Origin of the sequence: Bacteroides sp. D20, from assembly GCF_003436255.1 — a bacterium.
Classification (GTDB): Bacteria; Bacteroidota; Bacteroidia; order Bacteroidales; family Bacteroidaceae; genus Bacteroides; species Bacteroides uniformis.
In genome coordinates this window covers 1-18,228 of sequence record NZ_QSOO01000028.1, presented here as the reverse complement: position 1 = coordinate 18,228, position 18,228 = coordinate 1, and the positions used below count along the sequence as shown (strand labels likewise).

The window sequence follows — 18,228 nt, the reverse complement described above, 5'->3', positions numbered from 1 at the left end:
AAAAAGTAAAAACTCAGATAGGATATGGAAAAGAAAGTACAACGGAATTTTTTATGGATTGCCCTACTGGTACTGGGAACCATCTGGATACTTGCCCGCCACAACCAAGTCACTCCTTATCAGACGGATAACGGACTGATATTCGGTACGGTATATAAAGTGACTTATCAATGTGACCAAAATCTGAAGGCGGAGATAGAAGCGGAACTCAAACGTTTCGACGGTTCCTTGTCCCCTTTCAATGACACGGCGACCATTACGCGCATCAACCGCAACGAGGACATTGTGCCCGACACATTCTTTACCAACGTCTTCCGACGTAGCATGGAAATCTCCCGGGAGACCGATGGTGCCTTCGATATCACCGTTGCCCCTCTTGCCAATGCCTGGGGATTTGGGTTCAAGAAGGGTAACTTCCCCGACTCTGCCATGATAGACAGCCTGCTGGAGATGACAGGATACGAAAAAGTAAAATTGTCCGATGAAGGGAAAGTGGTGAAAACAGACTCGCGTATAATGCTCTCGTGCAGCGCTGTGGCAAAAGGATATGCAGTAGATGTCATAGCCCAACTTCTGAAGAAGAAGGGTATCCGCAACTTTATGGTCGATATAGGCGGAGAAGTGGTTGTTCACGGGCAAAACCCTCAAAATGGACCTTGGCGCATCGGTTTGAACAAGCCGATAGACGACTCACTGGCAGTGAACCAGGAACTGCAAGCAGTGCTGCTAGTCACGGATTTAGGCATGGCTACATCGGGCAATTATCGCAACTACTACTATAAAGACGGAAAGAAATATGCGCATACCATCGACCCGCGTACCGGCTATCCGGTACAGCACAGCATCTTGTCAGCCACCGTCATTGCCAAAGATTGCATGAGTGCAGACGCCTATGCCACGGCATTCATGGTGATGGGGCTGGAAGAAGCAGAACGCGTGGCGGATGCACATCCGGATATCGACGCCTGTTTCATTTATACGGATGAAGAAGGAAAGCTTCAAACGTTCTTAACAAAAGGAATGGAGAAGTATATGAAATAATGTGCAAATGCGATTAACCCATCATTTATAAAATACAAAATATACCGCCAGTACCAGACATACAAAAGCGGCAAAATGATTCCAATGCAGCGTTTCCCCCTTGAAAAGAACCGTTGTGAACACCGTAAAGATAATCAAAGTGATTACTTCCTGAATCACTTTGAGTTGCATCAATGAGAACGGGCCTCCATTGCCTAAAAAGCCTATCCGATTGGCCGGAACCTGGCAAGAATACTCTGCCAAAGCTATTACCCAGGAAAACAGCACCACGGCATACAACGGCCAGTTGGAGATGACTTTTGTCTCTTGTAGCTTCAGATGCCCATACCAGGCAAACGTCATGAAAATATTAGATACAATCAATAGCAAAATGGTATAAAATGCTTTCATATAGTGATTAATGATTAGTGATTAATGATTAATGATTGCAGGCAGCAATTCCTCTTGCACATTCGTCATACTCCCCCATAGACTATAGCGTGCCTCAGGATTCATTTCCTCCAACTGTTTCAGAATGCCTTTCATTGCACTACGACTGGATTGTGACTCATACGGACAATTCTTCACCTGCTTACGATACCCCCTCACTTGCGCCAACTCCATCAAATCCGCCTCATGTACCAGACACATCGGACGGATAATCGTCATATCAAACTTCTTCATTACCAGCCGGGGGGGCATAGAGCTGAACGCTCCCTGATAGGTGATATTCATCAGCAAGGTCTCCAGAATATCATCCATGTGATGGCCTAACGCGATTTTATTGCATCCCTGCTCCTTGGCTACGGTAAACAATGCCTTCCGCCTATTCCAAGAGCAAAGAAAACAAGGAGACTTGCGGGTATCTGTCGTGGCATCAAACTCCGTTTCAAAGAGAACAAAAGGCACTCCCCACGACTCTACGTACTCCCTCAGATAGTCCACATCGCTTTGATAAGGTATATTCTTCATCACTACATGTACGGCGACAACGGAAAAACGGGGTTTATAGACACGGGCACGCCGTGCCAACAATTCCACCAGCGCCAAAGAGTCCTTGCCTCCCGAAAGCCCGATAAGAATCTTATCGCCGTCCTCTATCAGCCCATATTCCACCACACCTTTGCTAAACCGCTTGTCTATGCGGCGCAACATCTTTTCTTCTTCAGTAAATCGTGCCATTGATACGAGTTATGAGTTATAAGTTATGAATTATAGCTCTTCCGGTTGCAAAAGTAAGGCAAAAGAACGATTTAAAGAAGAATTAACAAAATAGAATTACGGAAACCAGCTTTATTCACGATAAATTTGTATTTTTGACCTTCTGAACAAATCAGCATGTATCAATATGAATAAAAAATATATCCTTTTCTTTCTATTCGGCCTTTTGAGCATAACAATTTCCGCACAAAGCCTGGCAGAAGCCAAAGCCTTGTACGAGAAGGGAGAATACGAAGAAGCCAAGCCCGCCTTCAAAAAACTCGTCAAGACACAATCTGGCAATGGAAATTACAACCTATGGTACGGTGTATGTTGCCTGGAAACCGGCGAACCCGCAGAAGCCTTGAAACACCTGGAAAGCGCCGTCAAGAGACGCGTCCCCAGCGGGCAACTCTATTTGGCCCGGGCATACAATGATTTATATCGGTTCGAAGAAGCCATCGAGACTTATGAGACCTACATTTCCGACCTGAGAAAGAGAAAACGCTCCACCGAAGAGGCCGAACAATTATTGGAAAAAAGCAAATCCAACTTGCGCATGCTGAAAGGCGTGGAAGAGGTCTGCTTCATCGACAGCTTTGTGGTAGACAAGGAAAAATTCCTGGATGCATACAAAATCAGCCCCGAATCGGGCAAGCTGTTCATGTACGACACCTACTTCAATGATTCCGGTAAGGAAGGCGGAACGGTATACGAAACGGAGCTGGGCAATAAACTATATTATAGCGAAATGCAACCGGACAGCACCCTCAGTATCCTTTCGCGCAACAAGTTGCTGGACAAATGGAGTGATGGCAGCTTGTTGCCCGGAAGCATCAATGAGGCCATGAATGCAGACTATCCCTATGTACTTACGGACGGTATCACTATCTACTATGCTTCGGATGGCCCTGGCTCGATGGGAGGATATGACATTTTCGTCACCCGTTACAATACGAATACCGACTCCTATCTGATGCCGGAAAATGTGGGCATGCCGTTCAATTCGCCCTACAACGACTATATGTACGTCATCGACGAATTCAACGACTTGGGATGGTTTGCCTCCGACCGCTACCAGCCCGAAGGCAAAGTGTGTATCTATGTATTCATTCCCAACTCATCCAAGCAAGTGTACAACTACGAAGGGATGGACCCGGACAAGATGATATCATTGGCGCAACTTCACTCTATCAAGGACACATGGACGGACACCGATGCGGTAAAGGGCGCCCGAGAAAGGCTTCGGACTGCTGCCAACGCAAAGCCGCGGACTACCAAGAAGCATGATTTCCAATTCATCATTGACGACCACTCCACCTACTACCAGCTGGACGATTTCCGCTCCCCACAGGCCAAAGCCTCGTATGGCAAATACAATCAGCTGGAGCAGAGCTACAAACAACTGCAGGAGAAACTGGAAGATATGCGTTCGGAATACTCCCGAGCCAACAAGCAGGAAAAGGACAAGATGTCCGCCGCCATCCTCGACCTGGAGCAACGTGTACGGCAATTGTCCACTGAGATGGAGCAGACTGCCATTCAAGTGCGCAACCTGGAAAAACAAGCCACCAAATAAAGACAACTATGGATATACTCATTATCGCCTCATTGATTATAGGAGCAGTAATCTTGTTCTTAGTGGAATTATTCGTAATTCCGGGCATCAGCGTTGCCGGTTTTCTGGCAGGAGGTTGCATCATCTTTGCCAACTACTATGCCTTTGCCTATATGGGTACCACGGCAGGTGTCATTACGCTTATCATATCTGCCCTGGCTTGTATCGGCTCGTTGGTATGGTTCATGCGCTCCAAGACACTCGACAAAATTGCATTGAAAAAAAACATCACCTCCAAAGTAGACCGTAGTGCCGAGGAAAAAGTCAAGGTAGGTGATATAGGCGTAACCACTACTCGCCTGGCTCTTATCGGCTATGCCGAAATCAACGGAGACATCGTGGAAGTAAAGTCATCAGACGGCTTCCTGAACGAAAAGACTCCGATTATCGTAGACCGTATTGCCGACGGAGTCCTCTTAGTGGAACGGCTCAAGCAGTGAAATTTCAGGAATCAACCTATTTATAACTAACAATTAATATTTAATCTCATGGATCCAAGCACAATGTATTTAACCGCCTTCCTCATTATAGGAGGCATTATCTTCCTGGTACTTTTCTTCCATTATGTACCGTTCTTCTTGTGGCTGTCTGCCAAAGTATCGGGAGTAAACATCTCGCTGGTACAACTTTTCCTGATGCGTATCCGTAATGTTCCTCCTTATATCATTGTGCCCGGCATGATTGAAGCTCATAAAGCAGGATTGCAAAACATCACGCGCGACGAACTGGAAGCGCACTACCTTGCCGGAGGTCACGTAGAGCGGGTGGTACACGCACTGGTATCCGCCTCTAAAGCCAATATCGAGCTGCCGTTCCAGATGGCAACCGCCATCGACCTTGCCGGCCGTGACGTATTCGAAGCCGTACAGATGTCCGTTAACCCCAAAGTAATTGACACTCCTCCCGTGACAGCTGTTGCCAAAGACGGTATCCAGCTGATTGCCAAGGCCCGTGTAACGGTGCGCGCCAATATCCGCCAATTGGTGGGAGGTGCCGGAGAAGACACGATTCTGGCCCGTGTAGGCGAGGGTATTGTGTCTTCCATCGGTTCGTCAGAGAATCATAAGTCTGTATTGGAGAATCCGGATTCTATCTCCAAACTGGTATTGCGCAAGGGGTTGGATGCCGGAACAGCATTCGAAATTCTGTCCATTGACATTGCTGATATTGACATAGGTAAGAATATCGGTGCCGCCCTGCAGATAGACCAAGCCAATGCCGACAAGAACATTGCTCAAGCCAAGGCAGAGGAACGCCGCGCCATGGCCGTAGCCACAGAGCAGGAAATGAAGGCAAAAGCCCAGGAAGCCCGTGCCAAAGTTATCGAGGCAGAAGCGGAAGTACCCAAGGCCATGGCCGAAGCATTCCGCAACGGCAATCTGGGTATCATGGACTATTACCGGATGAAGAATATAGAAGCCGACACTTCCATGCGCGAAAACATTGCCAAACCGACGACGGGCAATACCAGCCAGCCGTTGAGTAAATAACCCGGAAAGTAACTGACGAAACGCCGGAACCGGTGAACAAGAATCGGTTCCCGGCGTTTCTATTTATAAACAAAAGATTAAAGCCTCAAGCATATGAAGAAATATTTCGCCTCTTCCGAACTGATCATCAATGAAGACGGTTCTGTATTTCATCTTCACGTAAAGCCCGAATGGCTGGCAGATAAAGTCATCTTGGTAGGCGACCCCGGACGGGTGGCACTGGTTGCCTCCCATTTCGAGAACAAGGAATGTGAAGTGGAAAGCCGCGAGTTCAAGACTATCACCGGTACTTACCAGGGGAAACGTATTACGGTGGTTTCCACCGGTATCGGATGTGACAACATCGATATCGTGATGAACGAACTGGATGCCCTGGCAAACATCGACTTCGAGACGCGCGAAGAAAAGCCCCGCCTACGTAGCCTTGAGCTGGTACGTATCGGCACCTGCGGCGGCTTGCAACCCTACACTCCGGTGGGTACATTTGTATGTTCTGAAAAGTCCATTGGTTTCGATGGGCTGCTCAACTTCTATGCCGGACGCAACTCCGTGTGCGACCTGCCCATGGAGCGTGCCTTCCTCAACCATATGGGATGGTCCGGCAACATGTGTGCCCCTGCCCCCTACGTCATTGATGCAAGCACTGAACTGATAGACCGCATCGCACAAAACGACATGGTACGTGGCGTAACGATTGCCGCCGGGGGCTTCTTCGGACCTCAAGGACGCGAGTTACGCGTGCCGCTTGCCGACCCACATCAGAATGAGAAGATTGAAAAATTTGAATACAACGGCTACCGTATTACCAACTTCGAGATGGAAAGTTCTGCCCTGGCAGGCTTGAGCCGTCTGATGGGGCACAAGGCCATGACGGTATGCATGGTCATTGCCAACCGCCTGATAAAAGAAGCTAACACGGGATACAAGAATACGATAGATACTCTTATCAAAACAGTACTCGACCGTATCTAAGTATCCTTCAAGAAATGCTCCTCCCTTTCCTTCAGCCAATCCTAGGAGTAGGGTTTAGTAATGACTTCATCACATCCTGCCTGACGTGCCCGTTGCTGGTCTGTATAGTGTAGCAATGTCCTGCTATACCCACAATGGGCACAGAGGCGGATTAGGCTTTATAAGCATCTATCCATTATCGATTTGCACAAAGTTACGATAAAAGCCCATAAGTTGAATCACCATCTCTCTTTTTTGTAAAGAAACCATTATCTTTGCTGAATAAAAATAAGCCGGATAAAATGAACCAAGATACCATTTGTGCCATAGCCACCGCCCAAGGGGGAGCCATAGGATGCATCCGTGTCTCCGGACCGGATGCCATAGAGATAACATCCCGCATATTTACCCCTGCCCGGAAGGGGAAGAAGCTGAAGGATGCCAAGCCATACACACTTACCTTCGGTCATATCCATGAAGAAGAAAACATCATAGACGAAGTACTTGTAAGCTTATTCCGTGCCCCCCACTCGTACACGGGCGAGGATAGCACGGAAATCATGTGCCACGGTTCGAGCTATATTCTTCAGAAGGTGTTGCAATTGCTCATCGGCAATGGTTGCCGCCTGGCCGCTCCCGGTGAGTACACGCAACGGGCCTTCTTGGGCGGCAAAATGGACCTAAGCCAGGCCGAAGCCGTGGCCGACCTCATCGCCTCCACCTCTGCCGCCACTCACCGCCTCGCCATGAGCCAAATGCGCGGTGGGTTCAGTAAAGAGCTGGCCTCACTACGCGACCAATTGCTGCACTTCACATCACTCATAGAACTGGAGCTGGACTTCAGCGACCACGAAGAACTGGAATTTGCCGACCGCTCCGAGCTATGTCTCCTAGCAGACGGCATAGAGCAGGTAATTTCCCGTTTAGTACAATCCTTCAGTGTAGGCAATGCCATCAAGAACGGCGTGCCCGTAGCCATCATCGGCGAAACGAACGCTGGTAAATCCACCCTGTTGAATGCACTACTAAACGAGGAACGAGCCATTGTAAGCGACATACACGGGACAACCCGCGATGTGATAGAAGACACAGTCAATCTTGGTGGGATAACTTTCCGATTTATTGATACGGCAGGCATACGCGAAACGAACGACACCATCGAGAACCTAGGAATTGAGCGAACCTTCCAGAAATTGGAGCAGGCGGAAATCGTGCTCTGGATAGTTGATGCCACGAATGCCGTCTCACAGATACCACAACTAACTACCCAGATACTTCCCCGTTGCGAAGGGAAACGGCTCATTCTCGTATTCAACAAGACCGATTTGGTGCAAGATGCCTCAACCATCCCCAACTCCAGTTTCACCGTGGCCGCTACTAATGTGCAATGCATCTCCATCTCTGCCAAAGGACGTACCAACCTCGACAAGCTTCAGCAAATGCTAATCTCTGCCGCTAACCTGCCCACGGTTACCCAAAACGATGTCATTGTCACGAATATACGCCACTACGAGGCTTTGACCCATGCCTTGGAAGCCATCCACCGGGTCCAACAAGGATTAGCAGAAAATCTATCCGGAGATTTTGTTTCACAAGATATCCGCGAATGCATTTTCCATCTAAGCGATATTGCAGGGGAAGTTACGAACGATATGGTACTTGGGAATATTTTCGAACATTTTTGCATCGGCAAGTAAGTGGTGATTACCAACGATTAGTATATATCATCAATGATTATTAAGGCGTTCATTTTGAACGCCTTTCTTTTTAGCCTTATAAGCGATGATTATCGTTTATAGGGCTTTTTCAGCTCATTTTTGTACCGTATTTGTTGCTCGCTTGTTACTCTCCGATTTTAGGTCGGAAAGGTCGTGGACACACTGGTACGTCATGGTACGTGGTGGTACGCGATGAAACAGATTTGGCGAAATAAACGGATAAATAATGAGTAGTAAAATCGACATTCAGAAAAGATGTAAGTGGTGCAATGCTGTTTTCACAGCCCATAAGAGCACCACGGAGTATTGTTCTCACCGATGTGTCAACCTTGCCTATAAAGACAGGGTTAGGAAACAGCGTATTGAAAGTTTGCAACACGAATTAGGGAAAATCATAAAGACACCTCCTAATTTGAACAAGGAGTATCTTACTCCGTCAGAAGTAGCCGTGTTATTAAACATTGGGCGTACTTCTATATATCGCTATATCCGCAATGGAGTAATCAAGGTAATCCGATTTGAAAGAAAAACCCTTGTTCGTAGAGCTGACATAGAAGATATGACAGACTTTATTGTTCCAGAAACAGAGAACAAACAGTTAAAAGAAAAAGCCCCTATCACCGACTTCTACACCACAGCAGAAGTGAAAGAGAAATACCATGTAAACGAGTCATGGATATTTGTGGTAGCCAAGAAGAACAATATCCCTCGAACTTTCAATCGTGGCAAGACCTACTGGAGCAAGAAGCACATGGACGCTTACTTTGCCAAGAAAGCCCCAAATCCTGACATTACCGAATGGTATAGCACACAGGAAATGCAGGAAAAATTCAGTATGACCTTATCCGCCATCTACTGTTTCGCTTCTAAGAATGCCATTCCGAAGAAGAAAGAGGGAATCATAGTGTACTATTCCAAGAAGCATGTAGATATAGCTAAGGGCATTGCAGCACCCGAAGAACCACAATATTATACGGTGGCCGAAGCAATGGAAAAGTTCAATCTTACTCGTGACCAGCTCTATCATTATGCGAAGTACCATAATATCCACAAGGTCAAGAAAGGCAAATACACGCTTATCTCCAAACTTGAATTGGATAAACTACTTGCCGCCCCAAAGATTGAATAAGTTATTTATCGGTGAATGTACCCACCATTGAATCACTCTATTCCTTTGCACCAAACAAATGTAAAACTCTAAATATTAAACAGTATGTCACACACGTGTACAAAAGTAACAGTTCGACAAAGAGCGATTAGGAATAATCGTATTTCCTTGTATCTGGATTATTATCCGGCAGTCCGTAACCCCGAAACGATGCAGATGAGCCGCAGGGAATACCTCGGTATCTACATCTATGCCCACCCCAAAAACGAAATGGAACGGGAGTTCAACAACGATATGTTGAACAAGGCAGAGGCTATCCGTTGCATCCGGGTACAATCACTCATCAATGAAGAATTTGGTTTCTTGGATAAGACCAAGCAAAAAGCCGATTTCCTCGCCTATTTCAAGAAGATGTGTCGGAACAAAGACCAGAAATGGCAATTCGTCTATCAGCATTTCTACAACTTCGTCAAGGGACAATGTACCTTTGGCGATGTAAATGTAGACTTATGCAAAAAATTCCGTGAATACTTGCTGAATGCCAAGCAACTCAAACATAGCAACCGACCCATGTCCCTCAATTCGGCATCCGGCTACTACTCTACTTTCAGAGGATTATTGAAGATTGCCTATCGGGACAAATGGTTTCGTGAGAACATCAATGACTATCTTGATAAGATTGAGCCACAAGATGTGAAGAAAGAGTATCTGACTCTGAACGAAGTGAAGCAACTCGCAGCCACTCCTTGCGACATCCCCGTATTGAAAGCAGCCTCTTTGTTTGCTTGTCTGACAGGTTTACGCATCAGTGATATTCTAAACCTGCAATGGGAAGACTTCACTATCGCCCCCGACCAAGGCTATTGTTTACGTATCAGAACACAGAAAACCCAGACGGAAGCGACACTCCCCATCAGTTACGAAGCCTACGAACTATGCGGCACACCCGGAACAGGCAAGGTTTTCAAGGATTTGAAGCGAAGTATGATTAATTACCCACTGAAAAGCTGGCTCAAAAAGGCAGGAATAACGAAACCGATAACCTTCCACGGATTTCGTCACTCGTATGCCGTCATACAAATATCCTTAGGTACAGATATTTACACAGTATCAAAGATGCTAACGCATAAGAACGTGTCCACAACTCAAATATATGCCGATTTGGTCAATTCCAAGAAGCGAGAAACAGCCAATAAAATATCACTCAAGTAAATTGTAACTATGAAACGAGGAATCATAACCAACAAAGGGCTAGGCATCCATATTTCTGATGGCGAAGTATGGATGACCACTTGGGAACTTGCAGACTTGTTTTATACAACGGCTGGAGCTATCCATGCAGCAATCAAGAGAATCTTGAAAACCAATATTTTGAAGAGCCACGAAGTTTGTAAGTACATCAAATTGGAGAATGGGAACAATGCCGATGTGTATAATCTCGATATGGTTGTAGCCTTATCTTATCAAATAGACACCGGACATTCCATAGTATTCAGAGAATGGCTAATAAACAAAGTCGCTCATAATCAAGATTACAACATCCTTTTATATCTCAACAAGGGTACAAACCATACATTGTATTGCTAATAAGCTATATCTCTATACCCTATTGATTATCTGCATTGTTTCACCCCAAATGATGCAGATAATTTCTGTTTTTAAGATACACAAGTCTATTTACCCAACTATTTTCATTCAAAAACAAGAAATTTGCAATACGCTTATTATTAGGAGTGTAACGTGGTGAAAAGTGATGAAATATATCGTCAAAAGCCCATTAACAAGCAAAACTATGGATTTTCTCAAAAATTAATCCTATATATTTGCACACAAACGATTAATACATCTCACTATGGAACAGAGAAAGATAGAACATATAACATTGCATCTGATTGTTTTTGGTACAATCGCAATCATTGGTGTTTTAGCCCGTCAGACCGTACTTCACTATGGTTGGGACGAGTTCAGCAGCTACCTTATTCTTGTAGTATGCTCTATTGTCATTGGAGCAATCTATCTCAATCTGCAAATAGCATTCAGACAACTCCTTTCCCCAACAATAGAAAGATGCTTTATGAGATTTGAGAGCTATCGCAACAAAACGGTGGTAGCTGAAATTCCAATAGAACATCATGAAGTTATTGAAAGTGCAGCAGATATAGAATCTATCGTTTCAGAATCTGAAATCGAAAATGAAACTCCATCTGACACCACAGAAGAAGTTTCTACTCTCTCGCTTTCAGAATCCAATGAAGACAGTACAGAGCTTCCAAAGAATGAAGCCACATCTTCTATTATCAATAATACTCCCATAGAAGAATCCAGCCAGCCAACAGAATATGAGATATACCACGCTACCGCTATGGCTGAAAAAGAACGAGCATCGCAAAAAAAATTAGATAAAGTTCTCACATATATAAAACAAACTTTGGTTCTCTATCTTAACGAAACTGACCTTAATCGCTTATGTGGATATGTTACAGAATACTACTTATCAGATTCTTTGCCTAAAGTCGAACCTATAAAGGTAGATTCTCAATTAAAGACCATCGACATTATGCACTTTGGATGGAATATCGGTAAGGCATTCGGCAAACCACGTTTACAGACTGCCACATTTATAAAGAGGGTATTTGCCCATACCCTCAGTGATTCGGAAATATCTACCATTGAACGTAAAATGTCGCACACGGAATCCGTATGCAAGATTAAATTGGATAGGAGAATAGCATAAAATCACCACATATAATGACAACATAAATAGTCAAAGCGAACTTGATTTTTCAATTATTGACAAATACGCTTTTATTCCTTGTAGCTTATTCTTTATAGATTCGTGCGTTGAGAGTTGCTTGGATAGTATTGCTATCTTTTTTTTATAACCCAAAGGAGCAAGAAGTCGGTTGTTTTGGCATATTACACCTGTTATAATAGGATTTTTAGTTTGATAATGTGTCTTTTTGTGACTGATTCTGAATCCAAACTTTTTAATGATTGCAAGGAACTGAGGTACTAGATTTTTAAAATCAACTTTAGATGATAAAGTTATATCGTCAACAAACATTGAAAATTTAATATGATGCTCCTTTGCTAACTGGTCAATTTCCATGCCTATGGGTTTAAATACCAAATTAGCAATTAAAGTTGAGGTTGGAATACCTTGCGGAACTTGATATTTATGAGTAGTTAGTTTAGTTAATATTCTTGCTATAGCAGGCGTACAGCCCTCTCGAAGAAACATTTGAAAAACTTGCTTATGAGAAATTGATGGAAAAAATGACTTCAAGTCTGTCGTAAATATATATTTATTTCCTTGATGAAGACGAGCATTACGCACATTATTTTTCCTCAGAACACCACCATAAACATATTGAGGAATTTCAACTTGCTTTGACATAAAATCATAAAGACGCGTTTGAACCTCTTTTAGTTTTCCTTTAGACGAGTTTATTTGTCTAGTGGCAATTTCTCCACTACTATTCTTCTTTGGTTTGTCAGTAAACTTATTAAATTTTACTCTTTCAAAAGAATAATAATAATCTTCTATATGTGTCAACAAGTAATCCAACTGTTCCTTATTAACACCCAGTATATATAGTAAATATTTTTCGCTTGTTATCATCAAAAAAAAGAAATTAGAGAGTTGATTATAACAATTCAAAAAAAGATTTGCACCATTCTATCAAAGGCTTCATTGCATTTGATAATTGAATCAATGCCTTTATAAATTCAGCAATGGCTTTAATCCATTTTGCCAAATTTTTTATCTTCTTCTCCTGTGTTACAATCATTGGAGAACAATGGAGGGAATTTTTGTTAGCCTTCTTCCCTCTCTTTGAAGGCTTCTTCTTTTTTTTAGTCATAAGCATTTAATTTTAGTTCGGGCAATATTGCCACGTGCCTAAAATCAATATGACCTAACTAAAATATGCTTAGACATTGTCTTCCATTGTACTCTCTATTTTCACGTGCCTAAAAAATGGACACAAAATAATGAAGTAGATACGAATCTTACATATATCGACAATCGGAAATAATGAACGAACTATATGAGATGTTCTTATCTCCATTCTGCCATACTTCAAAACTATATCCGCCCCATTTTACCAATGACTTGGTGCGATTGCTCGCTTTAGGTTTTAGCATAATTTAGTCTCCAAAGCCTTCTCAGTCTATCAAAGAACTAATACGCCGCAAAGATATACAAATCTTCGCAATTGTTCTACCAACTACATCAAAAAGTTATTCATCAGTTATATTTTGGTGAATGATTCCACCATTGAAACACCTGTTTCCTTTGCCGTCGAACAATTAAAAACGAGCGACGTATGCAAAAAGAAACAGTAACATTTGATAAACTGCCCGAAGCGGTGGGTTATCTGACCGAACAGATCATTGAGTTGAAAAGAATGGTGTCGGAACTTCAACCACCTGCATCAGACAAACACGTGTTGGTTGAAATTGAGGATGCTTGCCGTATCATCAGAAAAGCCAAGCCTACCATTTATACTTTGGTACGCAAGGGGCTGCTTCCTGCCTATAAGAAAGGTAAGAAGCTCTATTTCTACGAGGACGAACTTCTGGCTTGGATTGAGAACGGGCGTAGAAAGACTTCCGAACAAACATACGAAGAAATGCTTGCCAATATGCAAGGCGGTGTCCGTCATAAGCCCAAATCGTCAGTGAAATTTTAATGGATATAGCTATGGATACATCTTCTATTAATCCGGCGTCCATCATTGACGAAACGGTTGATTTAAGTATGCGATTGGCTGGTACTGATTTTCCGGTCAGCATATTCCCGACAAAAATCCAACGCATCATCAGTGAAGTTCACAAATGCCATAACTACCCTACTGACTACATTGCCGCTGCTATCCTTACGGCAATAGCGGTGGGCATCGGCAACACGCACCTTGCCCAAATCAAGCAAGGCTGGATAGAAAGCCCTATCCTGTATATGGCATTGATAGGAAGACCGGGAGCGAACAAAAGCCATCCGCTTAGCTTTGCGATGAAACCGTTTCTTGATTATGACTATCAGCAGAATCAAGTCTTTGAAAAGGCTCTTACCAAGTATGATGAACTGATGAGTATGAGCCGCAAAGAACGAACAGAAAGCGGTGAAGAGCAATTTCCACAGGAACCAGTCCGTAAACGCTTCTTGATTTCGGATGTAACACCTGAAGGATTGAGCCTCATTCATGCGCAGAACAAACGTGGTTTATGCTTGTGGGCTGATGAATTATCCGCTTGGTTCAAGAACTTCAACCGTTACAACAACGGTTCGGAAGAACAGTTTTGGTTGTCAGTGTTCAGTGCCAAGACCACTATATCCGACCGCAAGAACGCCAAGAGTTCCATCTTCATCAAGCGACCGTATATTTCGGTTATTGGCACTATCCAAAAGAAGATTCTTAGTGAATTGGCAAAGGGGGAACGTTCCAGTAACGGATTCATCGACCGCATTCTGTTCGTGATGCCAAACCTGCAACAGAAGGCACGTTGGAATGACAAGGAGCTGCCGGAGAACATTGAACAAGAATGGAATGCCATTATTGACAAACTGATACAACAAGAGTATGCCCTCAATGAGTTTGGAGAGATAGAACCGCAGATTCTTCTTTTCACGGAGGATGCCAAGAGACGGCTTTACGAATGGCAGCACCACTTCTCAGAATTGTGCGACCAAGAGACAAATGACACCATTGTGAGTATCTATTGCAAGCTGGAGATATACATCATCCGTTTCTGCCTGATTATCCAATTAGCACGATGGACTTGCGGAGAGTGTGGTAAAACATATATCGACCTGTTGACGGTAGAACGAGCCATTAAACTGACGGAGTATTTCAAGGAATCCGCATTGAGCGTTCAAAATATACTCAATGAGAACATGCTCAACAGCCAACAACAGGCGATAGTCAATCTACTTCCTCCATCCTTTACAACTGCCCAAGCTATACAGATAGCCGAGCAAAATGGAATGAAGGAACGCACATTTCAACGCTTTCTCAATGATAACATCGGAACATTGTTCCGCAAAGAGAAGCATGGAGAATATTCAAAGATTAACCCGTGACATTTTTGTCAGTTTTGACACTTTCCAAACGAAAACGACAATAACGACAAAAGTGACACACCAAAAAGAAACATACAATGAGTACACATAGATTCATATTAGAACCCTACAAAGGTGTCAGCACTCGGCATACTTGTCCGAACTGCCACCGTCAAAGATGCTTTTCAAAGTACATCGATACGGAGAAGCAAATCAAGTTCCCAGAATACGTGGGGCGTTGTGACCATGAGCAGAAATGTGGTTATCACTTCACGCCTCGTGATTACTTTGAGCAGAACCCGTCTGAGAAAGAAAAGTTCGCAGAGAATAGTTTCAGGAGCTATGCCCCTATTAAGGAAGCAAAACCCATAGCCACTTCCTACATTGATTTGGATATAGTCAATCAATCATTGCGTGGCTATCCTGCAAACAAGTTGTTTCAATTTCTATCGGCTCAGTTCGGAGAAACAGAAACATTAAAGCTCATGAAGAGATACAAGGTTGGTACATCCAAGTATTGGGACGGTGCAACTGTATTCTGGCAGACGGATAACCAAAATAAAGTCCGCACGGGTAAGATAATGCTTTACAATTCCGAAACTGGCAAGCGGATAAAAGAGCCATACAATCATGTCACATGGGTACACTCCGTACTGCACAAGGGCGATTATAATCTGAAGCAATGCTTCTTCGGTGAGCATTTGCTTCCTGAAGACAAAAGCCGTCCTGTTGCACTGGTCGAAAGTGAGAAAACGACACTCATTGCTTCCTACTATCTACCGCAATTCCTATGGATAGCATCCGGTGGAAAGAACGGTTGCTTCAATGCCAACAGCCTATCCGTTCTGGCTGGAAGAAGCGTTGTATTATTTCCCGATTTAGGAGCGACAGACTATTGGCAGAGCAAAATCGGTCTGATGAAAAGCTACGGAATTAAGGTGCAGATGTTCGATTATCTGGAAGCCAACGCCACCGAAAACGAGCGAAAAGAGGGGTACGACATAGCCGATTATCTGCTCAAAGTGAAGCCTGATGAAGCTATCCTCCAACAGATGATAATGATGAATCCTGCCTTGAAAATACTGATAAAAACATTCGATTTGAAACTCATTAGCATACAACAAGGCACTCCACAACCGAAGGTTTCACCACCTAAGAAACGAGGATTCAGACTTTGAACTCAGAGAGAGAAATTGAGACTTTTTTACTGTAGCAAGTTAATGTCGGTGTATTACATTTCCCGACCACTTGCTCCTCAAAAAGTCTGAGGAGGCAGCTCCCGATGGTCACAAATTATTCACTAAAACAAATTCAAATGGAAAAGAAATATACAATAACAATCCGTCTGTCATATCAGCAACACGCATGGCTTGGTGCGCTTTGCAGACGGAGCAAGCAGACTCAAAGTGAAGTCATCCGTTCGCTCATCGAGAACGGTTCGGTACGTGAAAGAATCACGCAAGAGCATATTCACATCATCCGGCAACTGATTGGTGAAAGTACCAATCTTAACCAGTTGGCAAGACAAGCGAACACCTACGGTTTCTTTGCCGTTGCGGATAGATGCGAGGAAATGGCTCAGCATATTAATCAACTTATAAAACAACTGAAAAATGATAGGTAAACAGACTAAAGGAACATCGTTCGGTGGTTGTGTCCGCTATGTCCTCAAAGAGGAAAAATCCAAGCTATTAGAAGCGGCCGGAGTAGAAGGTACACCCGAACAAATAGCAGAGCAATTTGAATTACAGGCATTACTCAATGACAAGGTAAAGAATATTGTCGGACACACTTCGCTCAACTTTTCACCAGAAGACAGTGCAAGGCTAAAGTCTGATGATGTTCTGATGCTAAACATAGCGCACGACTATATGAAGCTGATGGGTATTGAAAATACGCAATACATCATTGCCCGACATATCGACCGTGAGCATCCGCATTGCCATATCGTATTCAACCGGGTGGACAATGACGGTAAAACAATTAGCGACAAGAATGACTTCCGTAAGAATGAGAAAGTCTGCAAAATGCTGACCGCCAAATATCGCTTGCACTTTGCCAATGGTAAAGACCATATCAAAGAGGAACGCTTGCGCCCATACGATAAGGCAAAGTACGAGATATACAAGGCATTGAAAAAAGAACTGCCCACAGCTCATAGTTGGGATGATTTGAAAGATGCGCTTGCCGACCGGGAGATTGATATGAAATTCAAAGTCAGCCGGACTACACGGGAAATACAAGGTGTCAAGTTTGAACATAACGGCTTTTCTTTCTCCGGCTCAAAAGTAGGTCGAGAGTTCAGCTACTTGAATATCGACAACCGACTGGAAGAGAATGCTTGTGCATCTTTGTTGGAGTCTGCCAAACAGGAATCCAAACAACAAAAAGAAGAGGTACAGCAAAGCGTTTCCCATTCCGATGATAGCTTTGGCATCAGTCTCGGTTTGCTAAACGGTAGCTCATCCTACGATGCCACTGCCGCAGAAGAAGCAGAGTTCAATCGCCTAATGAAAAAGAAAAAGGCTAAGCGTAAGCGAGGCTTTCATTTATAATTCTCTATTTATTAATTTTTAAAACCCAATTATTTATGGTACAAAAAGATTTAATTCTTGATTTCAATCTCTACTTGTGTGAGAAATTTGGCTACAGAGAAAGCTGTAGCGTGATGTCCCATGCCAACGGCTTTTGTGTGGACATTCGTGAACGTGATTTGGACTGCTATATCCGCTTCTGGGAGTATAGCTGTGGAAGAGGCAACTTTCCCGACTGGTCTATCATCATTGTGCGCAGTAATTTCAAAAAGAACCAAGAAGAAAGCCTGAAAGACTTGGCTCGGTTCTTCAAGGAGTACATGCCACGCTACGGTTACAAATACCTCTGCACCGAAGATGATGACTACAAGTATTATCAGACACTTGGTTTAAAGTGTATAATGGACGGTTTTTATCCCAATTATGCACTTGCACTGAAGGATTTGAATGTCTGAGACATGGTTTAGAGTTAAGGAGGGGATTTTTCCTCTCCTTTTCTTATATACCGATAAATCAGAATTTAGAGGC

The 18,228-nt window shown here is 43.7% G+C and carries 20 protein-coding genes; 16 read left to right on the top strand and 4 right to left on the bottom strand.

From position 1 onward, the window contains the following. Window positions 1–24 precede the first annotated feature (24 nt). Entirely contained in the window at window positions 25–1,041 is a 1,017-nt protein-coding gene (locus tag DXD78_RS19880) for an FAD:protein FMN transferase (protein ID WP_005826854.1), read from the top strand. A gap of 21 nt (window positions 1,042–1,062) precedes the next feature. Here DXD78_RS19880 and DXD78_RS19875 read toward each other — a convergent pair whose 3' ends face one another. Together DXD78_RS19875 and DXD78_RS19870 are read right to left on the bottom strand one after the other, a co-directional pair. Next, window positions 1,063–1,431, bottom strand: a complete 369-nt coding sequence (locus DXD78_RS19875) for a DMT family protein (RefSeq protein WP_005826856.1) — start codon at window positions 1,429–1,431, stop codon at window positions 1,063–1,065. Between the two features lie 21 nt (window positions 1,432–1,452). Beyond that, complete coding sequence (locus DXD78_RS19870; RefSeq protein ID WP_005826857.1) at window positions 1,453–2,202, bottom strand: ATP-binding protein; 750 nt, start codon at window positions 2,200–2,202, stop codon at window positions 1,453–1,455. Between the two features lie 166 nt (window positions 2,203–2,368). Here DXD78_RS19870 and DXD78_RS19865 point away from each other — a divergent pair, with 166 nt between their 5' ends. The 9 genes from DXD78_RS19865 to DXD78_RS19825 all read left to right on the top strand — a co-directional run bounded on the left by DXD78_RS19865 (window position 2,369) and on the right by DXD78_RS19825 (window position 11,839). After that, window positions 2,369–3,799: a M48 family metallopeptidase gene (locus DXD78_RS19865; protein WP_117652917.1), complete on the top strand. Its 1,431-nt coding sequence runs from the start codon at window positions 2,369–2,371 to the stop codon at window positions 3,797–3,799. An 8-nt stretch (window positions 3,800–3,807) separates the two neighbouring features. After that, on the top strand, window positions 3,808–4,278 hold the full coding sequence (locus DXD78_RS19860; RefSeq protein WP_005826862.1) for an NfeD family protein: 471 nt from the start codon (window positions 3,808–3,810) through the stop codon (window positions 4,276–4,278). Window positions 4,279–4,326: 48 nt separating this feature from the next. Next, a complete protein-coding gene (gene floA, locus DXD78_RS19855) occupies window positions 4,327–5,328 on the top strand; it encodes a flotillin-like protein FloA (protein ID WP_005826863.1) in 1,002 nt (333 codons plus the stop codon). A gap of 93 nt (window positions 5,329–5,421) precedes the next feature. Beyond that, complete coding sequence (locus tag DXD78_RS19850) at window positions 5,422–6,300, top strand: nucleoside phosphorylase (protein WP_009036776.1); 879 nt, start codon at window positions 5,422–5,424, stop codon at window positions 6,298–6,300. A 281-nt stretch (window positions 6,301–6,581) separates the two neighbouring features. Next, window positions 6,582–7,976 (top strand): tRNA uridine-5-carboxymethylaminomethyl(34) synthesis GTPase MnmE, encoded by a 1,395-nt coding sequence (gene mnmE, locus DXD78_RS19845; protein WP_009036775.1) that lies wholly within the window; start codon window positions 6,582–6,584, stop codon window positions 7,974–7,976. Between the two features lie 247 nt (window positions 7,977–8,223). After that, window positions 8,224–9,126, top strand: a complete 903-nt coding sequence (locus tag DXD78_RS19840) for a helix-turn-helix domain-containing protein (RefSeq protein ID WP_005795737.1) — start codon at window positions 8,224–8,226, stop codon at window positions 9,124–9,126. An 84-nt stretch (window positions 9,127–9,210) separates the two neighbouring features. After that, window positions 9,211–10,317 (top strand): site-specific integrase, encoded by a 1,107-nt coding sequence (locus DXD78_RS19835; protein ID WP_005795739.1) that lies wholly within the window; start codon window positions 9,211–9,213, stop codon window positions 10,315–10,317. Between the two features lie 9 nt (window positions 10,318–10,326). Next, the gene (locus tag DXD78_RS19830) at window positions 10,327–10,692 is read left to right on the top strand and encodes a hypothetical protein (RefSeq protein WP_005652581.1); all 366 of its coding nucleotides are present in this window, start codon (window positions 10,327–10,329) and stop codon (window positions 10,690–10,692) included. A 265-nt stretch (window positions 10,693–10,957) separates the two neighbouring features. Beyond that, window positions 10,958–11,839, top strand: a complete 882-nt coding sequence (locus DXD78_RS19825) for a hypothetical protein (protein WP_005795741.1) — start codon at window positions 10,958–10,960, stop codon at window positions 11,837–11,839. A 30-nt stretch (window positions 11,840–11,869) separates the two neighbouring features. Here DXD78_RS19825 and DXD78_RS19820 read toward each other — a convergent pair whose 3' ends face one another. Together DXD78_RS19820 and DXD78_RS19815 are read right to left on the bottom strand one after the other, a co-directional pair. Further along, window positions 11,870–12,727 carry a reverse transcriptase family protein gene (locus DXD78_RS19820; protein ID WP_014298394.1) on the bottom strand — a complete coding sequence of 286 codons (858 nt, stop codon included), beginning with the start codon at window positions 12,725–12,727 and terminating at the stop codon, window positions 11,870–11,872. Between the two features lie 25 nt (window positions 12,728–12,752). Continuing rightward, window positions 12,753–12,968, bottom strand: coding sequence for a hypothetical protein (locus tag DXD78_RS19815; protein ID WP_005795746.1), 216 nt, complete (start codon window positions 12,966–12,968; stop codon window positions 12,753–12,755). A 465-nt stretch (window positions 12,969–13,433) separates the two neighbouring features. On the opposite strand from DXD78_RS19815, the gene DXD78_RS19810 reads away from it, so the two are divergent. The 6 genes from DXD78_RS19810 (at window position 13,434) to DXD78_RS19785 (ending at window position 18,155) form a co-directional block, all read left to right on the top strand. Beyond that, complete coding sequence (locus DXD78_RS19810) at window positions 13,434–13,799, top strand: helix-turn-helix domain-containing protein (protein WP_005795748.1); 366 nt, start codon at window positions 13,434–13,436, stop codon at window positions 13,797–13,799. 11 nt (window positions 13,800–13,810) lie between these two features. Continuing rightward, window positions 13,811–15,187: a DUF3987 domain-containing protein gene (locus DXD78_RS19805; RefSeq protein WP_005795750.1), complete on the top strand. Its 1,377-nt coding sequence runs from the start codon at window positions 13,811–13,813 to the stop codon at window positions 15,185–15,187. A gap of 77 nt (window positions 15,188–15,264) precedes the next feature. Continuing rightward, window positions 15,265–16,344, top strand: a complete 1,080-nt coding sequence (locus DXD78_RS19800; protein WP_005795753.1) for a DUF6371 domain-containing protein — start codon at window positions 15,265–15,267, stop codon at window positions 16,342–16,344. 137 nt (window positions 16,345–16,481) lie between these two features. Next, the gene (locus tag DXD78_RS19795) at window positions 16,482–16,790 is read left to right on the top strand and encodes a MobC family plasmid mobilization relaxosome protein (protein WP_005795754.1); all 309 of its coding nucleotides are present in this window, start codon (window positions 16,482–16,484) and stop codon (window positions 16,788–16,790) included. Continuing rightward, complete coding sequence (locus DXD78_RS19790) at window positions 16,780–17,721, top strand: relaxase/mobilization nuclease domain-containing protein (protein WP_005795755.1); 942 nt, start codon at window positions 16,780–16,782, stop codon at window positions 17,719–17,721. The genes DXD78_RS19795 and DXD78_RS19790 overlap by 11 nt, the downstream gene beginning before the upstream one ends. 35 nt (window positions 17,722–17,756) lie before the next feature. Continuing rightward, on the top strand, window positions 17,757–18,155 hold the full coding sequence (locus DXD78_RS19785; RefSeq protein ID WP_005795756.1) for a hypothetical protein: 399 nt from the start codon (window positions 17,757–17,759) through the stop codon (window positions 18,153–18,155). Window positions 18,156–18,228 lie beyond the last annotated feature (73 nt).

What these genes read in the sequence shown, in the direction of transcription:
- DXD78_RS19880 (WP_005826854.1), top strand. Translation starts at nt 25, where the DNA reads ATGGAAAAGAAAGTACAACGGAATTTTTTATGGATTGCCCTACTGGTA.
- DXD78_RS19875 (WP_005826856.1), bottom strand. Translation starts at nt 1,431, where the DNA reads ATGAAAGCATTTTATACCATTTTGCTATTGATTGTATCTAATATTTTC.
- DXD78_RS19870 (WP_005826857.1), bottom strand. Translation starts at nt 2,202, where the DNA reads ATGGCACGATTTACTGAAGAAGAAAAGATGTTGCGCCGCATAGACAAG.
- DXD78_RS19865 (WP_117652917.1), top strand. Translation starts at nt 2,369, where the DNA reads ATGAATAAAAAATATATCCTTTTCTTTCTATTCGGCCTTTTGAGCATA.
- DXD78_RS19860 (WP_005826862.1), top strand. Translation starts at nt 3,808, where the DNA reads ATGGATATACTCATTATCGCCTCATTGATTATAGGAGCAGTAATCTTG.
- floA (WP_005826863.1), top strand. Translation starts at nt 4,327, where the DNA reads ATGGATCCAAGCACAATGTATTTAACCGCCTTCCTCATTATAGGAGGC.
- DXD78_RS19850 (WP_009036776.1), top strand. Translation starts at nt 5,422, where the DNA reads ATGAAGAAATATTTCGCCTCTTCCGAACTGATCATCAATGAAGACGGT.
- mnmE (WP_009036775.1), top strand. Translation starts at nt 6,582, where the DNA reads ATGAACCAAGATACCATTTGTGCCATAGCCACCGCCCAAGGGGGAGCC.
- DXD78_RS19840 (WP_005795737.1), top strand. Translation starts at nt 8,224, where the DNA reads ATGAGTAGTAAAATCGACATTCAGAAAAGATGTAAGTGGTGCAATGCT.
- DXD78_RS19835 (WP_005795739.1), top strand. Translation starts at nt 9,211, where the DNA reads ATGTCACACACGTGTACAAAAGTAACAGTTCGACAAAGAGCGATTAGG.
- DXD78_RS19830 (WP_005652581.1), top strand. Translation starts at nt 10,327, where the DNA reads ATGAAACGAGGAATCATAACCAACAAAGGGCTAGGCATCCATATTTCT.
- DXD78_RS19825 (WP_005795741.1), top strand. Translation starts at nt 10,958, where the DNA reads ATGGAACAGAGAAAGATAGAACATATAACATTGCATCTGATTGTTTTT.
- DXD78_RS19820 (WP_014298394.1), bottom strand. Translation starts at nt 12,727, where the DNA reads ATGATAACAAGCGAAAAATATTTACTATATATACTGGGTGTTAATAAG.
- DXD78_RS19815 (WP_005795746.1), bottom strand. Translation starts at nt 12,968, where the DNA reads ATGACTAAAAAAAAGAAGAAGCCTTCAAAGAGAGGGAAGAAGGCTAAC.
- DXD78_RS19810 (WP_005795748.1), top strand. Translation starts at nt 13,434, where the DNA reads ATGCAAAAAGAAACAGTAACATTTGATAAACTGCCCGAAGCGGTGGGT.
- DXD78_RS19805 (WP_005795750.1), top strand. Translation starts at nt 13,811, where the DNA reads ATGGATACATCTTCTATTAATCCGGCGTCCATCATTGACGAAACGGTT.
- DXD78_RS19800 (WP_005795753.1), top strand. Translation starts at nt 15,265, where the DNA reads ATGAGTACACATAGATTCATATTAGAACCCTACAAAGGTGTCAGCACT.
- DXD78_RS19795 (WP_005795754.1), top strand. Translation starts at nt 16,482, where the DNA reads ATGGAAAAGAAATATACAATAACAATCCGTCTGTCATATCAGCAACAC.
- DXD78_RS19790 (WP_005795755.1), top strand. Translation starts at nt 16,780, where the DNA reads ATGATAGGTAAACAGACTAAAGGAACATCGTTCGGTGGTTGTGTCCGC.
- DXD78_RS19785 (WP_005795756.1), top strand. Translation starts at nt 17,757, where the DNA reads ATGGTACAAAAAGATTTAATTCTTGATTTCAATCTCTACTTGTGTGAG.